This window comes from Mycobacterium sp. 852002-51163_SCH5372311 (assembly GCF_001667115.1).
Taxonomy (GTDB): Bacteria; Actinomycetota; Actinomycetes; order Mycobacteriales; family Mycobacteriaceae; genus Mycobacterium.
On the sequence record NZ_LZIJ01000201.1, the window covers coordinates 28762 to 47455 of the forward strand.

17 protein-coding genes are annotated in these 18694 nt (G+C 64.7%); 13 read left to right on the plus strand and 4 right to left on the minus strand.

Annotated features, from left to right (window positions below):
• Nucleotides 1-14 precede the first annotated feature (14 nt).
• Both A5791_RS24955 and A5791_RS24960 read left to right on the plus strand, forming a co-directional pair.
• Nucleotides 15-1397 carry a Rieske 2Fe-2S domain-containing protein gene (locus A5791_RS24955; protein WP_067242834.1) on the plus strand — a complete coding sequence of 461 codons (1383 nt, stop codon included), beginning with the start codon at nucleotides 15-17 and terminating at the stop codon, nucleotides 1395-1397.
• Nucleotides 1394-3061, plus strand: a complete 1668-nt coding sequence (locus tag A5791_RS24960; protein ID WP_067242835.1) for an FAD-binding protein — start codon at nucleotides 1394-1396, stop codon at nucleotides 3059-3061. Before A5791_RS24955 ends, A5791_RS24960 begins: the two co-directional genes overlap by 4 nt.
• 75 nt (nucleotides 3062-3136) lie before the next feature.
• On the opposite strand, the gene A5791_RS24965 is transcribed toward A5791_RS24960, so the two are convergent.
• A complete protein-coding gene (locus A5791_RS24965) occupies nucleotides 3137-3970 on the minus strand; it encodes an enoyl-CoA hydratase-related protein (RefSeq protein ID WP_067242836.1) in 834 nt (277 codons plus the stop codon).
• A gap of 265 nt (nucleotides 3971-4235) precedes the next feature.
• On the opposite strand from A5791_RS24965, the gene A5791_RS24970 reads away from it, so the two are divergent.
• From A5791_RS24970 to A5791_RS24985, 4 genes are all read left to right on the plus strand, one after another.
• A complete protein-coding gene (locus A5791_RS24970; RefSeq protein WP_067242892.1) occupies nucleotides 4236-5078 on the plus strand; it encodes an SH3-like domain-containing protein in 843 nt (280 codons plus the stop codon).
• Nucleotides 5075-5773, plus strand: a complete 699-nt coding sequence (scnC, locus tag A5791_RS24975) for a thiocyanate hydrolase subunit gamma (RefSeq protein WP_156661601.1) — start codon at nucleotides 5075-5077, stop codon at nucleotides 5771-5773. Before A5791_RS24970 ends, scnC begins: the two co-directional genes overlap by 4 nt.
• Nucleotides 5773-6135, plus strand: coding sequence for an SH3-like domain-containing protein (locus A5791_RS24980; RefSeq protein ID WP_067242841.1), 363 nt, complete (start codon nucleotides 5773-5775; stop codon nucleotides 6133-6135). Before scnC ends, A5791_RS24980 begins: the two co-directional genes overlap by 1 nt.
• 313 nt (nucleotides 6136-6448) lie before the next feature.
• A complete protein-coding gene (locus A5791_RS24985) occupies nucleotides 6449-7816 on the plus strand; it encodes a DEAD/DEAH box helicase (RefSeq protein WP_067242843.1) in 1368 nt (455 codons plus the stop codon).
• A gap of 19 nt (nucleotides 7817-7835) precedes the next feature.
• On the opposite strand, the gene A5791_RS24990 is transcribed toward A5791_RS24985, so the two are convergent.
• Together A5791_RS24990 and A5791_RS24995 are read right to left on the minus strand one after the other, a co-directional pair.
• On the minus strand, nucleotides 7836-8381 hold the full coding sequence (locus tag A5791_RS24990; protein WP_067242845.1) for a bifunctional 2-polyprenyl-6-hydroxyphenol methylase/3-demethylubiquinol 3-O-methyltransferase UbiG: 546 nt from the start codon (nucleotides 8379-8381) through the stop codon (nucleotides 7836-7838).
• A gap of 10 nt (nucleotides 8382-8391) precedes the next feature.
• Nucleotides 8392-9516 carry an NAD(P)-dependent oxidoreductase gene (locus tag A5791_RS24995; RefSeq protein WP_067242847.1) on the minus strand — a complete coding sequence of 375 codons (1125 nt, stop codon included), beginning with the start codon at nucleotides 9514-9516 and terminating at the stop codon, nucleotides 8392-8394.
• 171 nt (nucleotides 9517-9687) lie between these two features.
• Between A5791_RS24995 and A5791_RS25000 the strand changes: the two genes are divergently transcribed.
• The gene (locus A5791_RS25000; RefSeq protein ID WP_067242849.1) at nucleotides 9688-10281 is read left to right on the plus strand and encodes a TetR/AcrR family transcriptional regulator; all 594 of its coding nucleotides are present in this window, start codon (nucleotides 9688-9690) and stop codon (nucleotides 10279-10281) included.
• Here A5791_RS25000 and A5791_RS25005 read toward each other — a convergent pair.
• Nucleotides 10215-13631: a LuxR C-terminal-related transcriptional regulator gene (locus tag A5791_RS25005; RefSeq protein WP_082967130.1), complete on the minus strand. Its 3417-nt coding sequence runs from the start codon at nucleotides 13629-13631 to the stop codon at nucleotides 10215-10217. The genes A5791_RS25000 and A5791_RS25005 overlap by 67 nt on opposite strands.
• A 175-nt stretch (nucleotides 13632-13806) precedes the next feature.
• Between A5791_RS25005 and A5791_RS25010 the strand changes: the two genes are divergently transcribed.
• The 6 genes from A5791_RS25010 (at nucleotide 13807) to A5791_RS25035 (ending at nucleotide 18371) form a co-directional block, all read left to right on the plus strand.
• Nucleotides 13807-15027, plus strand: coding sequence for a cytochrome P450 (locus A5791_RS25010; protein WP_067242894.1), 1221 nt, complete (start codon nucleotides 13807-13809; stop codon nucleotides 15025-15027).
• 130 nt (nucleotides 15028-15157) lie between these two features.
• Nucleotides 15158-15610: a hypothetical protein gene (locus tag A5791_RS25015; RefSeq protein ID WP_197504773.1), complete on the plus strand. Its 453-nt coding sequence runs from the start codon at nucleotides 15158-15160 to the stop codon at nucleotides 15608-15610.
• Between the two features lie 80 nt (nucleotides 15611-15690).
• On the plus strand, nucleotides 15691-16872 hold the full coding sequence (locus A5791_RS25020; protein WP_067242857.1) for a cytochrome P450: 1182 nt from the start codon (nucleotides 15691-15693) through the stop codon (nucleotides 16870-16872).
• Nucleotides 16869-17063 carry a ferredoxin gene (locus A5791_RS25025; RefSeq protein WP_067242859.1) on the plus strand — a complete coding sequence of 65 codons (195 nt, stop codon included), beginning with the start codon at nucleotides 16869-16871 and terminating at the stop codon, nucleotides 17061-17063. The genes A5791_RS25020 and A5791_RS25025 overlap by 4 nt, the downstream gene beginning before the upstream one ends.
• A gap of 142 nt (nucleotides 17064-17205) precedes the next feature.
• Complete coding sequence (locus A5791_RS25030; protein WP_067242861.1) at nucleotides 17206-17994, plus strand: heavy metal-binding domain-containing protein; 789 nt, start codon at nucleotides 17206-17208, stop codon at nucleotides 17992-17994.
• A complete protein-coding gene (locus A5791_RS25035) occupies nucleotides 17994-18371 on the plus strand; it encodes a DUF5073 family protein (RefSeq protein ID WP_067242863.1) in 378 nt (125 codons plus the stop codon). The genes A5791_RS25030 and A5791_RS25035 overlap by 1 nt, the downstream gene beginning before the upstream one ends.
• The last annotated feature ends 323 nt before the right edge of the window (nucleotides 18372-18694 follow it).

Here is an 18694-nt window from a genome sequence, read left to right on the forward strand (position 1 = left end):
AAGGATGGCTTGCGATGGCTAGTGTGAGCACCGACGTGAACTGGACGCCGCTTCCGGTGCCATGGGCCGTACAGATGCCCGATCGTATTCCCAAGCAGCGCTACTACGACCCGGACTTCTACGCGCTGGAAAACGAGATGTTCTGGCCGCGCGTGTGGCAGATGGCGTGCCGCCTCGAAGAGATCCCCAAGCCCGGCGACTTCGTGGAGTACGAGATCCTGGACGACTCGATCATCGTGGTGCGCGTCGACGCCGAAACGGTACGCGCCTATCACAACGCCTGCCGACATCGGGGAGTAAAGCTGGTGGAAGGCAACGGATCTCGGCGCACATTCGTCTGTCCTTTCCATGGGTGGTGTTGGGGTGTCGACGGACGCAACACCTTCGTCGCACGCCCGGAGGTGTTCGCCGAGGAGAACCTGTGCCCCGACGATCTCCGCCTTGTCTCGGTCCGTTGCGAGCTGTGGGGTGGATGCGCGTGGATCAACTTCGACGACCATGCGCCGGCGCTGCGCGACTGCCAGGAGCCGTTCGCGTCGACCTACGACGCATGGGAGGTCGAATCGTTGCGGGTCGAGTGGTGGCAGTCGTGCCGCCTCCCGGTGAACTGGAAGCTGGCGACGGCGGCGTTCATGGAGGGCTACCACGTCCCCCAGACGCATCCCCAGCTGCTGCCGTCCGCGCAGACGGGCGGTCTGTCTTGCGCGGTGCACCCCGTCGTCCAGAGCAGTTTGTATTTCATGCGCACGCTGGGCGACGGCATGGGCGGGATGACTCACGAGAACGACGTCCGAATCGCCGAGGGACTGCAGACCATCCAGCTGCCGCCGGATCCGGCCGAAGCGCTGACCGCCTGGCGCAGCGCACTCAACGACGCCGTCGTCAGCTGGCACCGGGCCCGGGGCAGTACCATGCCCGATCTCAACGACCTGGTTCGACGCGGGATCACCGACGCGATCGGGTTCTGCTTCCCGCACCACTTCATCCTGCCCACCTACAGCAGCGCCTCGTCGTACCGGATACGCCCGCTGGGGCCAGAGGAGACATTGTTCGAGATCTGGTCCCTCACCCGTCTGCCCTCCGATGTTTCCGCGGGAAAGCCCACCCCGCCCGAGCCCATGCCGCCGGACGACCCGCGCTGGCCGCCAATCCCCGCCCAGGACTTCTCCAACTTGCCCCGACAGCAGAAAGGCCTGCACTCCAAGGGGTTTGAGTACATGCGGCTGTCCAACCAGATCGAGGGACTGATCTCGAATTTCGAACGTGTCGTCGACGGATTCCTCGCGGGCCTGCCTTATGACGCGCTGATACCGGCGATCCAGAAGACGAACACCACCATCGACGTCCCGGTCGCCGACTTGGGATTCAGTGCTCCTGTCGCTTCGGAGGCACGATGACCAACTGGGATCACTCCGTTGACCTCCTGATCGCGGGCAGCGGCGGGGGCGGGATGGTGGCGGCGCTCGCGGCGCTCGACTCGGGGATCGAGCCGCTGGTGATCGAAAAGCAGGGATTGGTCGGTGGTTCCACGGGGCTTTCCGGCGGCATGGTGTGGCTGCCGAACAACCCGCTGATGCGCGCCGCAGGCATCCCCGACTCGTACGAGGACGGTCTGGCGTACTTCGACGACGTCGTCGGCGACATCGGCCCGGCCTCATCGCCGGCGCGCCGCGAAATGTTTCTCAGCGCCGGCTACGAGATGATCGAATTCCTCACGCACAAGGGTGTTCGATTCGTGCGGTGCCCAGGCTGGAGCGACTACTACCCGAATCACAAGGGCGGCAACGAAGCCGGGCGCGCCGTCGAGGGAGTCCCGTACGACGCGGCAGCGCTGGGTAATTGGAGGGACAAGGTCCAGCCCTCGATGAGCAAGAACTACGGCGGATTCGTTCTCAAGACGAACGAGCTTCGCGCGGTGCAGTACTTCAATCGGTCGCCGCGTGCTTTCGCTGTAGCGGTGCGGGTGTTCGCGCGCACGCGGGCGGCCCGGCTGCGCCGTCGGGAGATGCTGACCAACGGTGCGTCACTCATCGGACAGATGCTGAAAGTGTTGATGGACCTTCGCGGCGAGCCGCCGATCTGGACCGGAGCCGCGATGGAGGACCTGATCGTCGAAGACGGCCGTATCGTCGGAGCCCGGGTCGCTCGCAACGGCACCTCGCTGAACATCGAGGCCCGCAAGGGTGTCCTGCTGGCGGCGGGCGGTTTCAGTCGCAACGCCGATATGCGTCGCCGCTACAGCGGCGAGCAGCCCAACGAGGGGCTGTGGTCGATCGCCAACGCCGGCGACACCGGCGAAGTGCTGCAGACGGCGATCGAGCTTGGCGCGAAAACCGACCTGATGGACGAGGCCTGGTGGCTGCCATCGGTTTTCATCGCCGACGGAGGCGACGCCGCCAAGGCGCTCGGCAGCGGCCGGCAGCGGCCCGGGGCGATCTATGTCGACGGAACCGGCCGACGGTTCTGCAACGAGTCGAACTCCTACGTCGAAGTCGGCAAGGCGATGTACGCCAACAAGGCGGTGCCGTGCTGGATGGTCTTCGACGAGGGTTACATTGGCAGGTACGTGTCGGGGGCGAACCCGTTCCGCAAACGTCGCCTGCCCGAAGAACTGATCGAGCGGGGCGCGGTGCTGCGGGGTGGCACCATCGCCGATCTGGCACGGCAGATGGATGTGCCTCCCGACGCGCTGGAGCAGACTGTGCAGCGGTTCAACGAATTCGCGGCCAGGGGCCTCGACCCCGACTTCGGGCGCGGCCAGTCGGCCTACAACGACTGCCTGGGAGATCCCGGGTATCGCCCGAACGCCGCGCTCGGGCCGCTCGACCACGCACCGTACTACGCCACCAAAGTCGTTCCCGCCGATGTGGGAACCTGCGGAGGACTGGTCACCAACGAGCACGCGCAGGTCCTGGACACGAACGAGCGCGTGATCGAAGGGTTGTATGCCACCGGCAACATCACGGCGACTGTGATGGGTCGCAAATATCTGGGCGCCGGGGGAAGCATCGCCTACACGATGATCTTCGGGTACGTGGCCGCCCGCCACGCCGCCGGTTAGGTTGCGCGAGCTGGGGGCACCTCCCGCTTGCGGGGGAACGCAAAAGCACGCGACACGCCGGGCTTGCTTGTGCCTTTACGTCTGCTCGCCGTCGACGAAGTCGCGTGGTTTCAGCCCTGATTGCATGAGCTCGGCCCGCCGCGCCTGAACGTCGGATGCCGCGCCGACCATGTTCGTCAAGATGTGGCTGACCTGCAGGTGCACCCGCATGCCCATCAACTCCCACGCGCGCTTCACGTTGTTCTTCACCGCCATCAGGGTCGTCAACGGGATCTGCGCGATCTTGCGTGCCATCTCTTCGACGACATCCTCGAGCTCGTCGCGCGGCACCACCCTGTTGAGCAGGCCCCACTCGAGGGCTTGCTGGGCCGACAATGTCGGGGCGAGCAGCAGCCAGTCCATGGTACGGTGCCAGTTCATCAGCAGCCACGGCTCGATCATGGTGTGCCCGCCGGGTTCTCCGAGGCTCTGGGCAAGCGGCATCTGGAAGTACGCGTCTTCGGACGCCACACAGAAGTCGGTCAGCAGACCGAGGTAGATCCCGCCGCCCATGCAGTATCCGTGGATCTGCGAGATCGTCGGTTTGGGAAACTCCCACAGGTACAGCGTCGGCCAGAGAAACAGGTCGGCGGTGCCCTTGTACAGGTCCTCGAAGGTATTTCCGAAGTCTGGGTAAGGGTTTTCGTCCGGGCTCCAGCGCGCCACGTGCCCGCCGCAGAAGCCTTTGCCGTTGGCCTTGAGTATGACGACTTTGATTTCCTTGTCGCGGTCTGCCTCGTGCAGGCAGTCGTCGACTTCGGTGACCAGGACCGCATCCTTGGTGTTGGCCTTGTCGACTCGGTTCAGGATGATCCGCGCAATCGGCGGTTCGCGTTCGTAGATGACCGCTTCGAGCACACGCCGCTCCATGCCGGGTGACATTACCGGATAGCGCGGTGCCGGCGAACGACTCGCGATTTCCCGCCTGATTCCTGTTGTGCCGCCGCACATCTTGTCGACAGCCGTAGGCTCCGACGAAGAGGGCTGCAGCCATATTCGCCGGATATTTCCAACGCGGGATGGTTGCGTGATGTCGAGCGTTGCGGTGTGCTGGGCTAGAAGCATTTGCCCCGAGCCGCTGGGCGGGATCCGCTGCGGCTGCACGGGACGGTTCCCTCGGCGAATGGAGCTCGGCATGCCAACTGCGTCAGAGCGTGCAGCCCAGCTCGACCTGGTGGCCCGGCTCAAGTCCTCCTATCCGGAGCTTCCCGACGCCCCCACCCCCGATCTCCTGGACCACGAGCGAATTGCCGCCTACCTCAAGACGCCGCATGACGTCGGCGGTGAGCCGGATGTGCCCCTCAGATTCGAGAACAAGCAGTACGAGATGTGGGAAGAGAACACCTATGTTTTGTGCGAGGTTCTCGGCTGGCGCGGGATCTGGTTGTCAGAGGAACGACGCCGGATGGGCAACGTCGACCTCGGCCGCACCATCTACCTGGGCCTTCCCTATTACGGGCGATGGCTGTTGGCGGTCGCTCGCATCCTGGTCGAGAAACACCACATCGGGCTCAGCGAGTTGGCCGAACGCATGGCCGAAGTCAAGGCGCGATACCCGGAAGGCCTGCAGGGAAACTCATTGGCGGCCAAGCCGAAGTTCGAAGGTGATCCGTCCGGCGTCGAACGCAACAGTCACCATAGGCATGCGGTCGGCAAGGGCGACCCCCAAGTGTTCGCCGGCCACGCCGGCGAGCCCAGGTTTCGAGTCGGCGACCACGTCGTGGTGCGGGACCTTCCGGTCCTGCTGTACACCCGCACTCAGGAGTACTTGCGTGGTGCCAGAGGCGAAATCGCGGTCGTCTCATACGAAAGCCCGGCGGCTGAGGACGAGACGTGGGACCGCCCGGACATGAAGCCGGAGTGGTTTTACATCGTTCGGTTCAACCTCTCCGAGCTGTGGCACGGCTACACCGGACCCGGCAACGACACGTTGCAGACCGAGATCCCGGAGCGATGGCTGGAAAGGGCCTCAGCATGACCGATCACGATCACGATCGAACCGCTGCGCCGATGGTCGATGAGATAACCGATTTCGAAGTCCTCGAGATCGCCCTGCGCGAACTGTGCATCGAGAAGGGCATATTCACCGCGGAGGACCATCGGCGCTTCACCGAATTCGCCGAACAGATCGGCCCGACGCCCGCTGCGCGCATGGTGGCCCGGGCCTGGCTGGATCCGGAGTACAAGCAGCTGACCCTCGACGATGCTCTCGCCGCAAGCAAGGAAGTCGGTGTGGACTGGCTGCAACCCACCGGTTTTGGGACGCCCAGCGACTTCACGGCCTTTCGCGTTCTCGAAGACACGCCCACGCTGCACCATGTCATCGTGTGCACCTTGTGTTCCTGCTACCCGCGGCCGATTCTGGGCAATTCGCCCGAGTGGTACCGGACACCGAACTTTCGGCGGCGTATCGTGCGCTGGCCGCGCCAGGTGCTCGCGGAGTTCGGGCTCTACTTGCCCGAAGAGGTCGAGATCCGGGTCGAGGACTCCAATCAGAAGCATCGGTTCATGGTCCTGCCGGTACGCCCGGAAGGAACCGACGGCTGGTCCGAGGACCAGCTGGTGGAGATCATCACCCGCGATTGCCTGATCGGTGTCGCGCTGCCGAAGGTGGGTGTGACCACCAACGTGATCACCGAGACCCGGCCGGCCATTCATCCGGCGGACCAGTGATGGCGAATACTCGTTCTGTCAACAGCACCACACCCACCTCGCTGGCGAAAATCATTGAACGCAACCAGGTCTGGCAGCGGATGGCAGCAAAGTACGGCGTCGACAACCCCGTGCCGCCATGGAAGACCAGTCTCGACGGCATATGCGACGCGCTCGACCAAAGCGCCTCTGGCTCACAGGTACTCAACTTCGTTGAGCGGCGCGACGAAGAAGACGAGCTGTCGGCAACCGTCTATTCCACGCTGCCGTATCCCGAGAACCGGCTTGTCGCGCTGGCGCAATCGTTGGTAGCGCGCGGCGTTATCGACGAGTCCGAGCTCGAGGAACGTATGGCAGCAGTGCGAGCGAGGCTGGAATCTTGAGCAAAGCATCCGCTAGGAGCTTTCCGGGCACGAACCCAACGATTGCCGCGCCTATTTAGTCGTTCGGTGCCGCGTGCGCTAGGCTGGCAGGAACGTTGGCCTCACCACCCTGATGCCAACCCCGTCGTGGAACGCTTTTCATCCTCCTGGTGTCAACCCTCGCGTTGCCACCGAGTCCAGATGATCCGTGCATCTCGCACCAGCTTGTCTCGCGGCGATCGATTTTGCCCTCCGGCAATCTCGCCACCTTGTGCGGGCCGCGCGACGATCGCGTCTTCGGCCACGCACCACCGATGCCTGAAAGGCACCGAAAGTGACTACCGACAAAACCTTTGCCGATCTCGGCGTGCCGAGACCGCTCGTAAGTGCCCTCGCCGCCCGCGGCATGACGCATCCATTTCCGATCCAGGTCGAGACCCTTCCCGATACACTCGCAGGCCGAGACGTACTCGGCCGTGGAAAGACCGGCAGCGGGAAGACACTTGCATTTTCGATTCCGCTGATCAGCCGGCTTTCCGGACGCGCGCGCCCGTCGCGACCTGCGGGTTTGGTGCTCGCGCCTACCCGTGAGCTGGCGACGCAGATCACAGCGACACTCGAGCCATTGGCAGTCGCCTACAACCTGCGGGTCAGCACCATCTTCGGTGGCTTATCGCAAACCCGTCAGGTGGCCGCGCTCAAATCCGGCGTCGACATCGTGGTGGCCTGTCCGGGCCGGCTCGAGGATCTGATGAAGCAGCGTCTGATCAGTCTCGACGCGGTGGAGATCACGGTGATCGACGAGGCGGATCACATGGCCGACCTCGGTTTCCTGCCCGGCGTCACCCGGATACTGGCAGCCACTCCTCAGGGTGGCCAGCGGCTGCTGTTCTCCGCGACCCTGGACAACGGTGTCGACAAGCTCGTCACGCGTTTCCTCCGGAATGCGGTGTCGCACTCCGTCGATGAGGTCAGCACACCCGTTTCAGAGATGACCCACCACGTCTTCTATGTCGCCAGCGCAGCGGCCAAGAAAGAATTGGTGCACCGCCTCGCCTCCGGGTCTGGACGCCGAATTCTGTTCCTGCGCACCAAGCATCAAGCGCGCAAACTCGCCAAGCAGCTCACCGAGTCGGGAGTTCGGTCAGTCGATTTGCACGGAAATCTGTCTCAACCCGCACGCGAACGCAACCTTGCGATGTTCGCCGCGGGTAGTGCCCGGGTACTGGTAGCAACCGATATCGCCGCCCGCGGCGTGCACGTCGACGACGTTGAACTGGTCGTGCACATCGACCCGCCCAGCGAGCACAAATCCTATCTGCATCGGTCCGGACGCACCGCACGGGCAGGAAGCACCGGCGATGTCGTCACCGTGGTCCTGCCCGAGCAGCGCGAACATACCCAGGCGCTGATGCGCAAGGCCGGCGTCAAGGTCGCCCCCAAGCACGTCAGCGCAGAATCGGAAGCGGTGCAGGCGCTTGTCGGTGAGACCGCGCCCTACCAGCCTGCCCCCGTCTCGTCGCGTTCTCATCAACAGCATCGACCGACCACCGTGGTGCACCGACCCCGTCGCAGCCGCACGCGATCAGCGAACACGAATCGCGTCGAAACAACACCGGCGGTGTCGGAGCGCGCCGCCGCACCGACGCAGCAAATCAGACGTCGTCGCCGTTCCAGCCGCCCTCAGCGAAGTCCCGGCTAGGCGGCCTCGCTCGGGAGAGCTAGGCGCGAGCCAGCAGCCACGCGTAGCCCTCGCCCTCCCCGGCAGCAATCAGGTCGAGTTCGCCGAAGGCGGCCGGTAGCTCGCCGGGCTCGGCCCGGAATGGCCCTGCGGTGGAGCCGATTTCGCTCAGCGAGGCGATCGCCAGTAGGCCGCCAGGGGCCAGGCGTTCGATGATCGCCCGGTCGAGGCGGCGGTCCCGGAACTTGTGGCCGAGAACGACGTCGACGGTTGGACCGTCCGGCAGGCCCTCGTCGAGGTCCCACGTTTTGAAATGGCAGCGATCGCCAACACCACTGCGCCGGGCCAGATCTCGTGCCTGGACGATGGCCACCTCAGAGATGTCCAGTCCCAACACCGTCAGCCCACGGCGCGCGAGCCAGACGGCGCCGAGTCCCTGGCCGCAGGCGATGTCGAGACCCCGTCCGGCGGCCGGAAACACGTCCGCATAGGCGGCGAAGACGGCCGGCGGACCAACCGCACCGACGGGTGCCGGTCCGCGGTCCGCGTACTTCTCGTCCCAGCGGCGCCGGTCCTCGTCGGTCACCCGACACAGCCTAAGGCTGCAGGACCCGTTCGTCGGAGTCCCGCGATGGTTTCGGTTCGCCCCATCGCCGGCTCAGCGCCTGCATGGGGTCCGCATAGTCGCCGGCAATTCCCCGATACGGCGAATGCCGTCTCAGATACCAGCGCACCGCAGGTGCGAGCAGACGCATTAGCACGCGCCGCCAGCCGACCTTCGCCCGTAGCTCGGCATTCAGGTCCGGGAGCGAATGATGCTGGAAGGCAAGGACATTCTGCGAGCGTTCGGTGTCCATCCAATCGGTGGCATACCAGGCCCGGTCGTCGTCGGGATCGCCCGGTCGTCCCGGGGGCAAGCCGCCCACGAGTCCCATCGCGGCGGCAGACTCGGCGCCGATGACGGCCTGGGTGATGCGGTGTGTTTCATCGCCGCCGATCAGGAAGACCTCTCGGACCTGGTCGGTCACCGTCGCCGCGCAAAACGCGGCAGCGACATCACGCACGTCGACGCTCTGAATACGCCCGTCGGACGGCAATACCGCTTCGAAGAAAATCAGATCGCGGTCGATGGTCCAACGCGGTTCGGCGCTGAGCACCGCTCCGAGCCGGAGTACCACCCACTCCAAATCCGAAGTCGTCACGTGCTGTTCGGCCAGGGCCTTGTGTTCGCCGTAGAGCTCGGTGGGTCGCACCGGTGTCGACGACGTCAACAGTCCCTCGGTGCGGTAGGGATTCCGCGCCCCGTACACCGCGACGCTCGAAGCGTGCACGAAGCGCGGCGGGTTCGCCAGCGCCGAGGCGGCCTTGACCAACTCCGCGGTGGCATCGACGTTGACCGACCGCGCGAGCTCGCGACGGGCATAGCAGAACGGCGGAATGATGGCCGCCAAATGGATGATCGCCGACGGCGCAACCGCTTCCAGCAGGGTCGTGACGTCGGTGCTTGACGTCAGATCGGCCCAGCGCACCTCGACACCGGGACGTGCGGTAAGCGCTTGTGCGCGTTTGCGGTTCGCGGGAATGTCCAGGTCGGTCGCCACAACGCGACGGTCTTGGTCGGCCAGCGCGGCTACCACCGCAGAGCCGACGAGGCCGAATGCCCCGGTGACGAGTACACGATCGGTGGTCACTGCAGTCCTCCATAGCGGAATTGTCGACATGCGTAATTTCTGGACATCTGTCTGGATTTAGTGCTCGAGGGTAGCGCGTTGATGGCGGTCCGGCAAGCCTGGTCCGGGCAGCAAAGCCGCTTACCGATGGGGTAAATCAGGCGCAAAGCCGTATTTCTGGCCAGGTTTGTCCCGCGTGGCGAACTTTTCTATACTGGACGGATGTCTAGATATGCCGCGGCTTCCGTCGCCCGTGACCCGGGCATAGCTCGCCGGTCGGACCGTAGGCCGGGGCAGACGATCCGCAAGGTTCTCGATGCCGGGTTGGAGGAGCTGCGCGAATCTTCCTACGCCAACTTGACGATGCGGGCGGTGGCGGCCCGTGCCGGCGTGTCGCCGGCCAGCGCGTACACCTACTTTCCGTCCAAGAGCGCGCTGGTCGCCGCGGTGTACCTGCGTTTCCTGCGGGATCTTCCGATGCACACCGATGTCAACGACACGACGAAGACGCGGGTGACTGCGACCATGCGGGACATGGCGGTGGTGGTTGCTGACGAGCCCGAGCTGATCACCGCGTGCGGTGCGGCGTTGATGGCTGACGACCCCGCGGTCAAGCCCTTGCGGGAACAGATCGCGGAAGAGGTGTCCAGGCGGATCGGCGCGGCCCTGGGCCCGGGATGGTCACGTGCGGTGAAGTCCACTCTGCAGATGACGTTTGCAGGCGCCCTCATGACGGCCCGGTTTGTCAGTTACGACGAGATCGCCGACCAGCTGACCGAGGCGGTCAACCTGATTCTCGGTGCATCAGTTGCCTGACGGCATTCCCCCGCGAGCAGACGCAGAGTCGCACGATTTGGCGTGAAATCGTGCGACTCTGCGTCTGCTCGCCACTGCGCCGCTTCACGGACGAGCTGGACGCGGGAGGTGATACCGAGCTTGGTGTAGATGTGCGAAAGGTGAGCTTGCACGGTGCGGGGTGACACGAAGAGCCGCGTTGCAATCTCCTTGTTGGCCAGCCCTTCACAGGCCAGTCGGGCGACATCACGTTCGGCCGGCGTCAGCGATTCCCAGCCTGTCGCGGGCCGTTTGCGTTGTCCGCGCCCGCGCTGCGCGTAGGCGATTGCCTCCTCGAGCGACATCGCTTCCCCCTCAGCCCAGGCAGCGTCAAAAGCCATGTCGCCCATCGCCTTCCGTAGCTCTGCTACGGACTCCTGGTACGCGGGCTCGTGAATCTTGAAGCGCACCACGCCCATGCGCTGGCGGAGCGCATTCGCCGCACCGAAGAGCCGTGCCGCTTCCAGGTGGTTGCCATTTCTAGTCGCCAGGCCGGCCAGACATTCGACGATGTCGGGAATGTGGAGGTATAGGCCCTCGCCGGCTGCGAGGTCCAGCGCCTCGTGGGTGTCACGTTCGCCGTCCGTCGGCGAACCTTCTGCAATCGCTATGCGGGCGCGAACTGCGAGCACCGCCACTCTGTGCCACCCTTTCGCCACTGCGACGGCCGTATCAGCCATCTCTCGGGCCTCGGCGAGTTCACCGCGCGCCAAAGCGACTTCGATGGAGTTGAAGGCACGCTGTACATCCGACAGTTCGTGCTGGAAGGTGCGCAAACCCTGCCAGGCGGCCTGGCCGGCATGGTGTGCTGCGTCGATATCGCCTGCGGCCAGGCAGGCTTGGGACAACTGCGCATAGCCCATCCCAAGGAAGTACTCCCCAAGGTCGGCCGAGCATTTCAGCGCCGCGTCGGCGACGGCGACTGAAGCCTCCACTTCACCGTGATAGGCAAGCGATATTCCCAATCCCATCATGAAGATCGGTTTGAAGACCTCGTCGTGAGCCTCCTCGCAGTCGGTTACCAACGTAGTGAACTCGGAAATGGCTCCAGCGACGTTTCCCTGCACGAGAAGTGCCCACCCGATTCCCAAGCGAGACTGGCGCGAGTTCGCCCGGTCACCGATGGCATCTGCGATATCGCGTCCTTCCTGCCCTGCCCTGCCCGCGGCCCGTGGATCACCAGCGCTTAAACGGCTGTTGGCTTCCCAGGCAAGGATCTGGCTCAACCGCCATAGGTCATCGGAAGCCCGAGCCAGCTCGGCGGCCTCCGCGTAATACTCTGCCGCCGCCTTCTCGTCGTACTGGGTCCCAGCGATGAAGCCGCATGCGGAGAGCGTCCGGGCGAGCAGCGCCGGGTCATCAAGTTCGCGGGCGATCTCTACCGCGCGTTGTGCGCGGCTCATGCGAGCGCCGACAAACGCATTCAAGATGGATTCGTCGCAAAGCGCACGCGCATACACAGCAGGTGCGACGTCGACGGGTTGGTCGAAGTCAGCCAATATGGTGTGGAACCACGCCTGGCCCTCGAGAATACGGCCTCTGGACAGCCACACCGGCTGCAGCGACGACGCCAGTGCCAAAGCCCGTTCGGTGTCACGGTTTTCCAGGTTCCAGCCGAGGGCATTGCGCAGATTGTCCATTTCGATTTCGGCCTGCTCGAGCCGCTGCTCATAATCGGTGCGCGCAGGCGCATCAAGCAACGCCGCAATCGATGTGTAGTGATCACAATGCCGCGACCGCACGACATCCGCTTCGCCGGACTCGCCGAGTTTCTCCAACGCATACTGACGCACCGTTTCAAGCAGTCGGTAGCGGGTGTGACCGCTACTCTCGTCGGCGACCACCAGCGATTTGTCGACGAGCAACGTCAGCTGGTCCAGCACTTGATAACGCTCGATGTCACCCTCGCCGCACACGAATTGCGCTGCAGTCAAATCGAATCCGCCATAGAACACCGATAAACGTCGGAACAGGATGCGTTCGGTCTCGGTCAGCAGTGCGTGCGACCAGTCCACCGAAGCGCGCAGCGTCTGTTGACGACGCACCGCGGTGCGGGAGCCGCCAGTCAGCAATCGGAAACGGTCGTGCAGACTGTCGACGATCTCGGTCAGCGACAACGCCCGCACCCGTGCGGCGGCCAGCTCGATCGCCAGCGGCATGCCGTCGAGGCGACGGCAGATCTCGGCCACTGCGTCCGAATTGTCCTCAGTGACGGCGAAGTCGGGCCGGGCCAGGCGGGCACGTTCGGCGAACAGCTCGACGGCCTCGTCGGCCAATGACAGCGACGGCACCTGCCAGGTCGCTTCGCCGGTGATATTGACCGGTTCCCGGCTGGTGGCCAACACGGTTACTCGGGGAGCCGCGCCCAGCAGCTCGGCGAGCAACTTCGCGCTGGCATCCAGCAGATGCTCGCAATTGTCCAGCACGATCAACATGTGGCGATCGCGAACAAACCGGATCAAAGTGTCCATCGTTGAGCGGCCGGGCTGGTCGGGCAGGCCTAATGCGCGGGCGACGGTGACCGGCACCACCTCGGCCGCCGTTATCGGGGCCAAGTCGACGTACCACACGCCTTCGCTGAACTCATCGGCCATCGCAGCGGCCACCCGCACGGCTAATCGGGTTTTTCCCACTCCTCCGGCACCAGTCAGGGTGACCAGCCGATTGGCCGTCAATGCCCCTCGTACGCTGGCAATTTCGGCTCGTCGCCCGATAAAGCTGGTGAGCTGGGCCGGAAGATTATGCGCCGCAACGCTGTTCGCAGTCCGCAACGGCGGGAAGTCATTGCGCAAGTCCGGGTGACAAAGTTGCACCACCCGCTGCGGCCGGGCCAGATCACGAAGCGGGTGGGCACCGAGATCGGCCACCCAACATTCCTTGGGCAACGATTCGGCGACCAGGTCGTCCGTCGTACCCGAGAGCACGGTCTGGCCGCCATGGGCCAGGTCACGCAGGCGCGCCGTGCGATTGATCGTCGGGCCGACATAGTTGCCCTCGTCACGTAGCCGCACGTCGCCGGTGTGGATGCCGATACGCAACCGGATCGGGGCCAGCGGTGCCCGCTGCAAATCCAGCGCGCAGGCCACCGCGTCGCATGCCCACCCGAACGCGATCACAAAGCTGTCGCCTTCACCCTGTTCGACCGGACGCACGCCGTCATGGGCAGCGACCGCCTCGCACAGTGCCTGGTCCAGGCGCGCCACCGCGGCGGCCATCACCTCGGGCTGGGTTTCCCATAGCCGCGTGGAACCCTCGACGTCGGCCAGCAGCAACGTCACAGTTCCAGTTGGTAGCCCATTCACACCGACGTCACTCCACTCAGTTGTGCTCATGCTAGCCAGCATGCGGTGACATGCGCGGCAGAAACATTAGCCAAATGGCTTAATAGTTTGCTGCGCGCTATGCCTACGTGAGCGTTTCGAGCGTCGCGCAAATTGGCACGTTGGCCGATGGTCCCTGGCCGCAATCGCCGGATAGTCGAGTCAATCCGACCCGAGGAGGGTGGCCATGACCGTAGAAACCCCGACTGCCAATGTCTTCGATCTCGCACTTCCATCCATCTCGTATCACGAGTCCCGCGATCACAACGAGGTCCACCGACTGATCCGGCAAGCCCGCCACCGGTCACCCATCGCGTTGGGTCCCTACGGACCCGAAGTGCTCACCTACAAGCTGGTGCGCACCATGCTGCGCGATCCCCGGTTCGCCATGCCGCAAGGGATCGGCTTGGCGGTGCAGGGCATCACTTCCGGCCCGGTGTGGGACAAGGTATGCAAGCTGCTGATCAGCCTGAACGGCGCCGAGCACCTCCGATTGCGGCGCCTGGTGTCGCGAGCCTTCACCCCGCGGGCCGCCGCGCGGATGCGCACCGCGTGCACTGACGTCATCAGCGAGCTGGTTGACCAGCACGCTGCGGCCGGGCACTGCGACATGGTCGCCGACATTGCCCAGCCGTACCCGGTCCCGATCATCTGTGAATTATTGGGAGCACCGCGGGAGGACTGGCAACGGTTCGCGACGTGGGCGGGCGACATCAGCAAGGCGTTCGGAGTCCATGTCGCCGAGGAGCAATCGGCGATCCTGCGCGCGTGGGAACAACTCGAGGCCTACGTCGAGGACTTGATCGAGCGGCGGCGCCGGTCGTTGTCCGACGACCTCGTCTCCGAGCTCATCCGCGCGGAGGATAACGGAGACCGGCTCACCCACGACGAACTCGTCAGTCTCGTGGCGGTTCTGCTCAACGCCGGAACCGACACCACGCGAAACCAGCTGGCCGTCGCCGTGCAAGTGCTCTGCGAGCACCCCGACCAATGGGCATTGCTCGCCGGACGCCCCGAGCTGGCGGCGCAAGCCGTCGAGGAACTCATCCGCCACTCCCCGATCATCTATACGGCGCTGCGCGTCGCGACCGAAGACGTCGTGCTCGACGATGCCCTGATCCCTTCGGGCACCTACGTCATCGCCAATACCGCGTCCGCCAACCGCGACGAGGCCGTGTTCGATGATCCGGACTGTCTGGACATCACTCGCGAGGGAGGTCCGGGCATCATGACCCTTGGCGGCGGCGCTCACTACTGCCTGGGCGCCCATCTGGCCAGGGTCGAACTCGTCGAGGCGCTGCGCGTCATTACGCGGCGCATGCCCAACGCTCGTCGCGCCGGCCCCGCGCCATGGAAGCTGCCGACCGAACTTTCCGGCCCCACAACACTTCCCATCCAATTCGGCTAGAAGGACGAGCAGACGCGAAAGCACCCGAATTCAACTCGAATTGGGGGCTTTTGCGTCTGCTCGCGCCGTGGCATGTTGAGGAAGATCCCCGAAGGAGGAAGCTGACGTGGTCGGTATTGGACAGGCGGCGATGGGTGCGGCACCGGTTTTCGGTGGCGCCATGCTGGCCTTCGCGGCCGGGCAATTCAGGGGCCCCGACTTCCGGGGAATGATCAAGCAGGACATGGATCTGCTGGATCGGCTGCCTCCGGACGCCATCGAAAGACGCGCCAACTTGCAGCGCAGCATCGACGACCGCGTCGACGACCTGATCGACGCCGCCGACCGGGGACGTGCACTGCGCAGGGCGGCCACGTCGTACCACGGCAATTGGCGGGACGTGGTGCTTTTTCTGTGCACTGTGCTGTTCACCATCGTCTGGTGGAACGTCAAACATGATCGCGCCAACTGGCTGCCGACGTTCATCGTGCTGATCTTGCTGTCGGTGGTGGCGGCCGTCTACGCGGTGCGGGGGGCAGTCCGCTCCTCGGCCTCGCTGCTGCGACACCGGGTCCCCGGAGACGACCCCAGCCCAGGTCGATAACTTGCTTAACTTAGGTATTTTTGCAATAAAGGCGTCCGCAGGCATTGCCCAGTGCCGGACACGGGTGTCACGCTAGCTGCATGACAGACACCGAAGGTTTCGTCGACCAGGCAGTGATGGGCCTCGCTGAGCCGCAACCCATGTACAAGGCGCTGCGCGAGTCGACTCCGGTATTTCGGGCGCCGCAGGCGGTGGTGCTCAGCCGTCTTGCCGACATCGAGATGGCGCTCAAGCGAACCGACCTGTTCTCGTCGAACATGGACGCCGTCGACCTCGGCAACGTGCGCCCGCTGATCCCGCTGCAAGTGGACCCGCCCGAGCATGCCAAGTACCGCCGCATCCTGGACCCGCTGTTCACCCCGCGAGAGATGGCCCGGCGTGAACCGCTCGTCACCGACCTGGTGAACCAGATGATCGACGGCTTTGCCGACCGGGGCGAGTGCGACTTTCACGCCGAGTTCGCGGTTCCCCTGCCGTGCACGGTGTTCCTGCAGCTGTTGGGCCTGCCGCTGGACGACCTGGACAAGTTCCTGGCGTGGAAGGACGGCGTGATCCGGCCCGAGGGCGCCACCGACTGGGACGGCCGCCACAACGCGTCGGCTCCGGTGGCGCAGCAGATCTACGACTACTTCGAGCGCGCCATCGACGACCACATCGCCAACCCCCGCGACGACGTGCTTTCCGCCATGATCGCCGCGAACGTGGAGAGCGAGGGCCGGCCACTGTCGCGCGACGAGCTGCTCGACATCTGCTTCCTGTTTCTGATCGCCGGCCTGGACACGGTCACCGACTCGCTCGACTGTTTCTTCGTGTACCTGGCGCGACATCCCGACCACCGCCATCAGCTCATCGAGCAGCCGGACGTCCTGCCGCACGCGATCGAAGAGTTGTTGCGTTGGGAGACGCCGGTGCCCGGGGTGGCCCGCGTCGCCATGCAGGACGTCGAGGTGGGCGGGTGCCCGATCAGCAAGGGCGAACGGGTCAGTCCGCTGCTCGGCGCGGCCAACACGGACCCGGCCGAATTCCCCGAGCCAGAGCTGGTGGACTTCACCCGCAACCCCAACCGGCACCGTGCGTTCGGCGGAGGTCCGCACCGCTGTCTCGGATCCCACCTGGCCCGCATGGAGTTACGCGTGGCGTTGCGCGAATTCCACCGGCGCATACCGGATTACGAGATCAAGCCCGGCACGCAACTGATCTATACCGCAGCGCTCCGATCGGTTGAGGCGCTGCCGCTGGTGTTCGGAGCACCAGCACGATGACTCACGTCTCGGTCGACCCGGACCGCTGTGTCGGGCACGGGCGTTGCTACACGTTGGCGCCCGACGTTTTCGATGCCGACGAGATCGGACACTCGGTCGTGCTGGTCGAGGACGTCTCCGGTGCAGCCGAGCAGCATGCCCGCATCGGCGAACAGAACTGCCCTGAGCAGGCGATCACGCTGACACCCTGAGGTCCCCTGTCCCACAAGAACACTGAGAGGGCTGGATCCGCAGTTTCCCGGGCTACCCTTGTCCGGCCAAAATCGCATGGATATGGCAGACACCTGCGGCTCCCGGGTCGTACGCTGACGCAAAACAGAAGGGACCTTGCCGATGGAACCGAACCAGCTCGATCCCGTAGCCAGTGAACGTTTGTCGCACGCCGCCAAGTCATGGACGTCCGACCTGTCGATCAACGAGTTCGCATTACTGCACGGAGCCGGTTTCGAACCCATCGAACTGGTGATGGGTGTGTCCGTCTATCACGTCGGCTTCCAGTTCAGCGGCATGCGGCAGCAGCAGGAGTTGGGTGTCCTCACCGAGGCCACGTATCGGGCGCGGTGGAACGCGATGGCGCGCATGCAGGCCGAAGCCGACGCCCTCAAAGCGGACGGGATCGTCGGCGTCCGCCTCAACTGGCGTCATCACGGCGAGGGTGGCGAGCATCTGGAGTTCATGGCGGTCGGCACCGCGGTGCGCTACACCGAAAAACCGGGCGCATTCCGGCGCCCCAACGGACAGGCGTTCTCCAGCCATTTATCCGGTCAGGACATGGTGACGCTACTGCGATCCGGGTTCGCACCGGTGGCTTTCGTGATGGGCAACTGCGTATTTCACATCGCAGTGCAGGGGTTCATGCAGACGCTGAAACAAATGGGCCGCAACATGGAGATGCCGCAGTGGACGCAGGGCAACTACCAAGCGCGTGAGCTTGCGATGTCGCGCATGCAAAGCGAGGCGGAGCGCGACGGCGCAACCGGCGTGGTGGGCGTGCACTTCGCCATCTCCAACTACGCCTGGGGCCTGCACACGGTGGAGTTCTACACGGCGGGAACCGCGGTACGCCGCACCGGCAGCGGGGAAACGATCACGCCGTCGTTCGTCCTGCCCATGGACGGCTGATGGTCGACTTTGATCACGAGCGGGTGAGTCGCATCGTCGGCGCGGCGCTGTCCGGTCCGGGCGGAGTCGCGATGGTCGTGAAGGTCTTCGCGGGACTTCCGGGCGTGGTGCACACGCCCGCGCGACGCGGATTTCTGCGATCGCAACCGGAGCGGATACAGATCGGTGACTGGCGTTACGAGGTCAGCCACGACGGCCGCCTGCTGGCGGCGCACCTGATCAACGGAATCGTCATTGCCGAGGACGTCCTGCTCGCCGAGGATGTGGGTCCGCACATCGCGCGAGCGCTCGGGCAGATCGTCGCCCGATACGGCGCGAGTGTCATCCCGAACATCAACGCGGCCGTCGAAATCCTCGGCACCAGCACCGGCTACTGACCCGCACCTTGGCGCCGAATGTGGGAGGTTGATGCACGCGTAACCAACTGCAGGCGTGCCACAAACTCACATTCGACGGCCACTTTGGCGGTCGCGCTGAACCGCTCGGGCGTCGGGCTCGTGTACTTCGCATGGGTCACGGCCGTCATGCGATGGGCACTTCGGGCTCGTTGATTTCCTCGATCGAAGCACTTGCTGCCTTGGATCGGCCGGATCGCGGCCTGAGCACCGAACTGCGCGATGTGGTGCGCCCGCGCCGGGTTAACGGCCAGTCAGTCCGCGCACTGGACAACATGAACCTGCAGCTCGACGGTGAGCAGGTT

Bases quoted from the DNA above. Each gene is read 5' to 3' on its own strand.
- A5791_RS24955 (WP_067242834.1), top strand. From the start codon at position 15: ATGGCTAGTGTGAGCACCGACGTGAACTGGACGCCGCTTCCGGTGCCA.
- A5791_RS24960 (WP_067242835.1), top strand. From the start codon at position 1,394: ATGACCAACTGGGATCACTCCGTTGACCTCCTGATCGCGGGCAGCGGC.
- A5791_RS24965 (WP_067242836.1), bottom strand. From the start codon at position 3,970: ATGGAGCGGCGTGTGCTCGAAGCGGTCATCTACGAACGCGAACCGCCG.
- A5791_RS24970 (WP_067242892.1), top strand. From the start codon at position 4,236: ATGCCAACTGCGTCAGAGCGTGCAGCCCAGCTCGACCTGGTGGCCCGG.
- scnC (WP_156661601.1), top strand. From the start codon at position 5,075: ATGACCGATCACGATCACGATCGAACCGCTGCGCCGATGGTCGATGAG.
- A5791_RS24980 (WP_067242841.1), top strand. From the start codon at position 5,773: ATGGCGAATACTCGTTCTGTCAACAGCACCACACCCACCTCGCTGGCG.
- A5791_RS24995 (WP_067242847.1), bottom strand. From the start codon at position 9,516: ATGTCGACAATTCCGCTATGGAGGACTGCAGTGACCACCGATCGTGTA.
- A5791_RS25000 (WP_067242849.1), top strand. From the start codon at position 9,688: ATGTCTAGATATGCCGCGGCTTCCGTCGCCCGTGACCCGGGCATAGCT.
- A5791_RS25005 (WP_082967130.1), bottom strand. From the start codon at position 13,631: ATGAGCACAACTGAGTGGAGTGACGTCGGTGTGAATGGGCTACCAACT.
- A5791_RS25010 (WP_067242894.1), top strand. From the start codon at position 13,807: ATGACCGTAGAAACCCCGACTGCCAATGTCTTCGATCTCGCACTTCCA.
- A5791_RS25015 (WP_197504773.1), top strand. From the start codon at position 15,158: ATGGGTGCGGCACCGGTTTTCGGTGGCGCCATGCTGGCCTTCGCGGCC.
- A5791_RS25020 (WP_067242857.1), top strand. From the start codon at position 15,691: ATGACAGACACCGAAGGTTTCGTCGACCAGGCAGTGATGGGCCTCGCT.
- A5791_RS25025 (WP_067242859.1), top strand. From the start codon at position 16,869: ATGACTCACGTCTCGGTCGACCCGGACCGCTGTGTCGGGCACGGGCGT.
- A5791_RS25030 (WP_067242861.1), top strand. From the start codon at position 17,206: ATGGAACCGAACCAGCTCGATCCCGTAGCCAGTGAACGTTTGTCGCAC.
- A5791_RS25035 (WP_067242863.1), top strand. From the start codon at position 17,994: ATGGTCGACTTTGATCACGAGCGGGTGAGTCGCATCGTCGGCGCGGCG.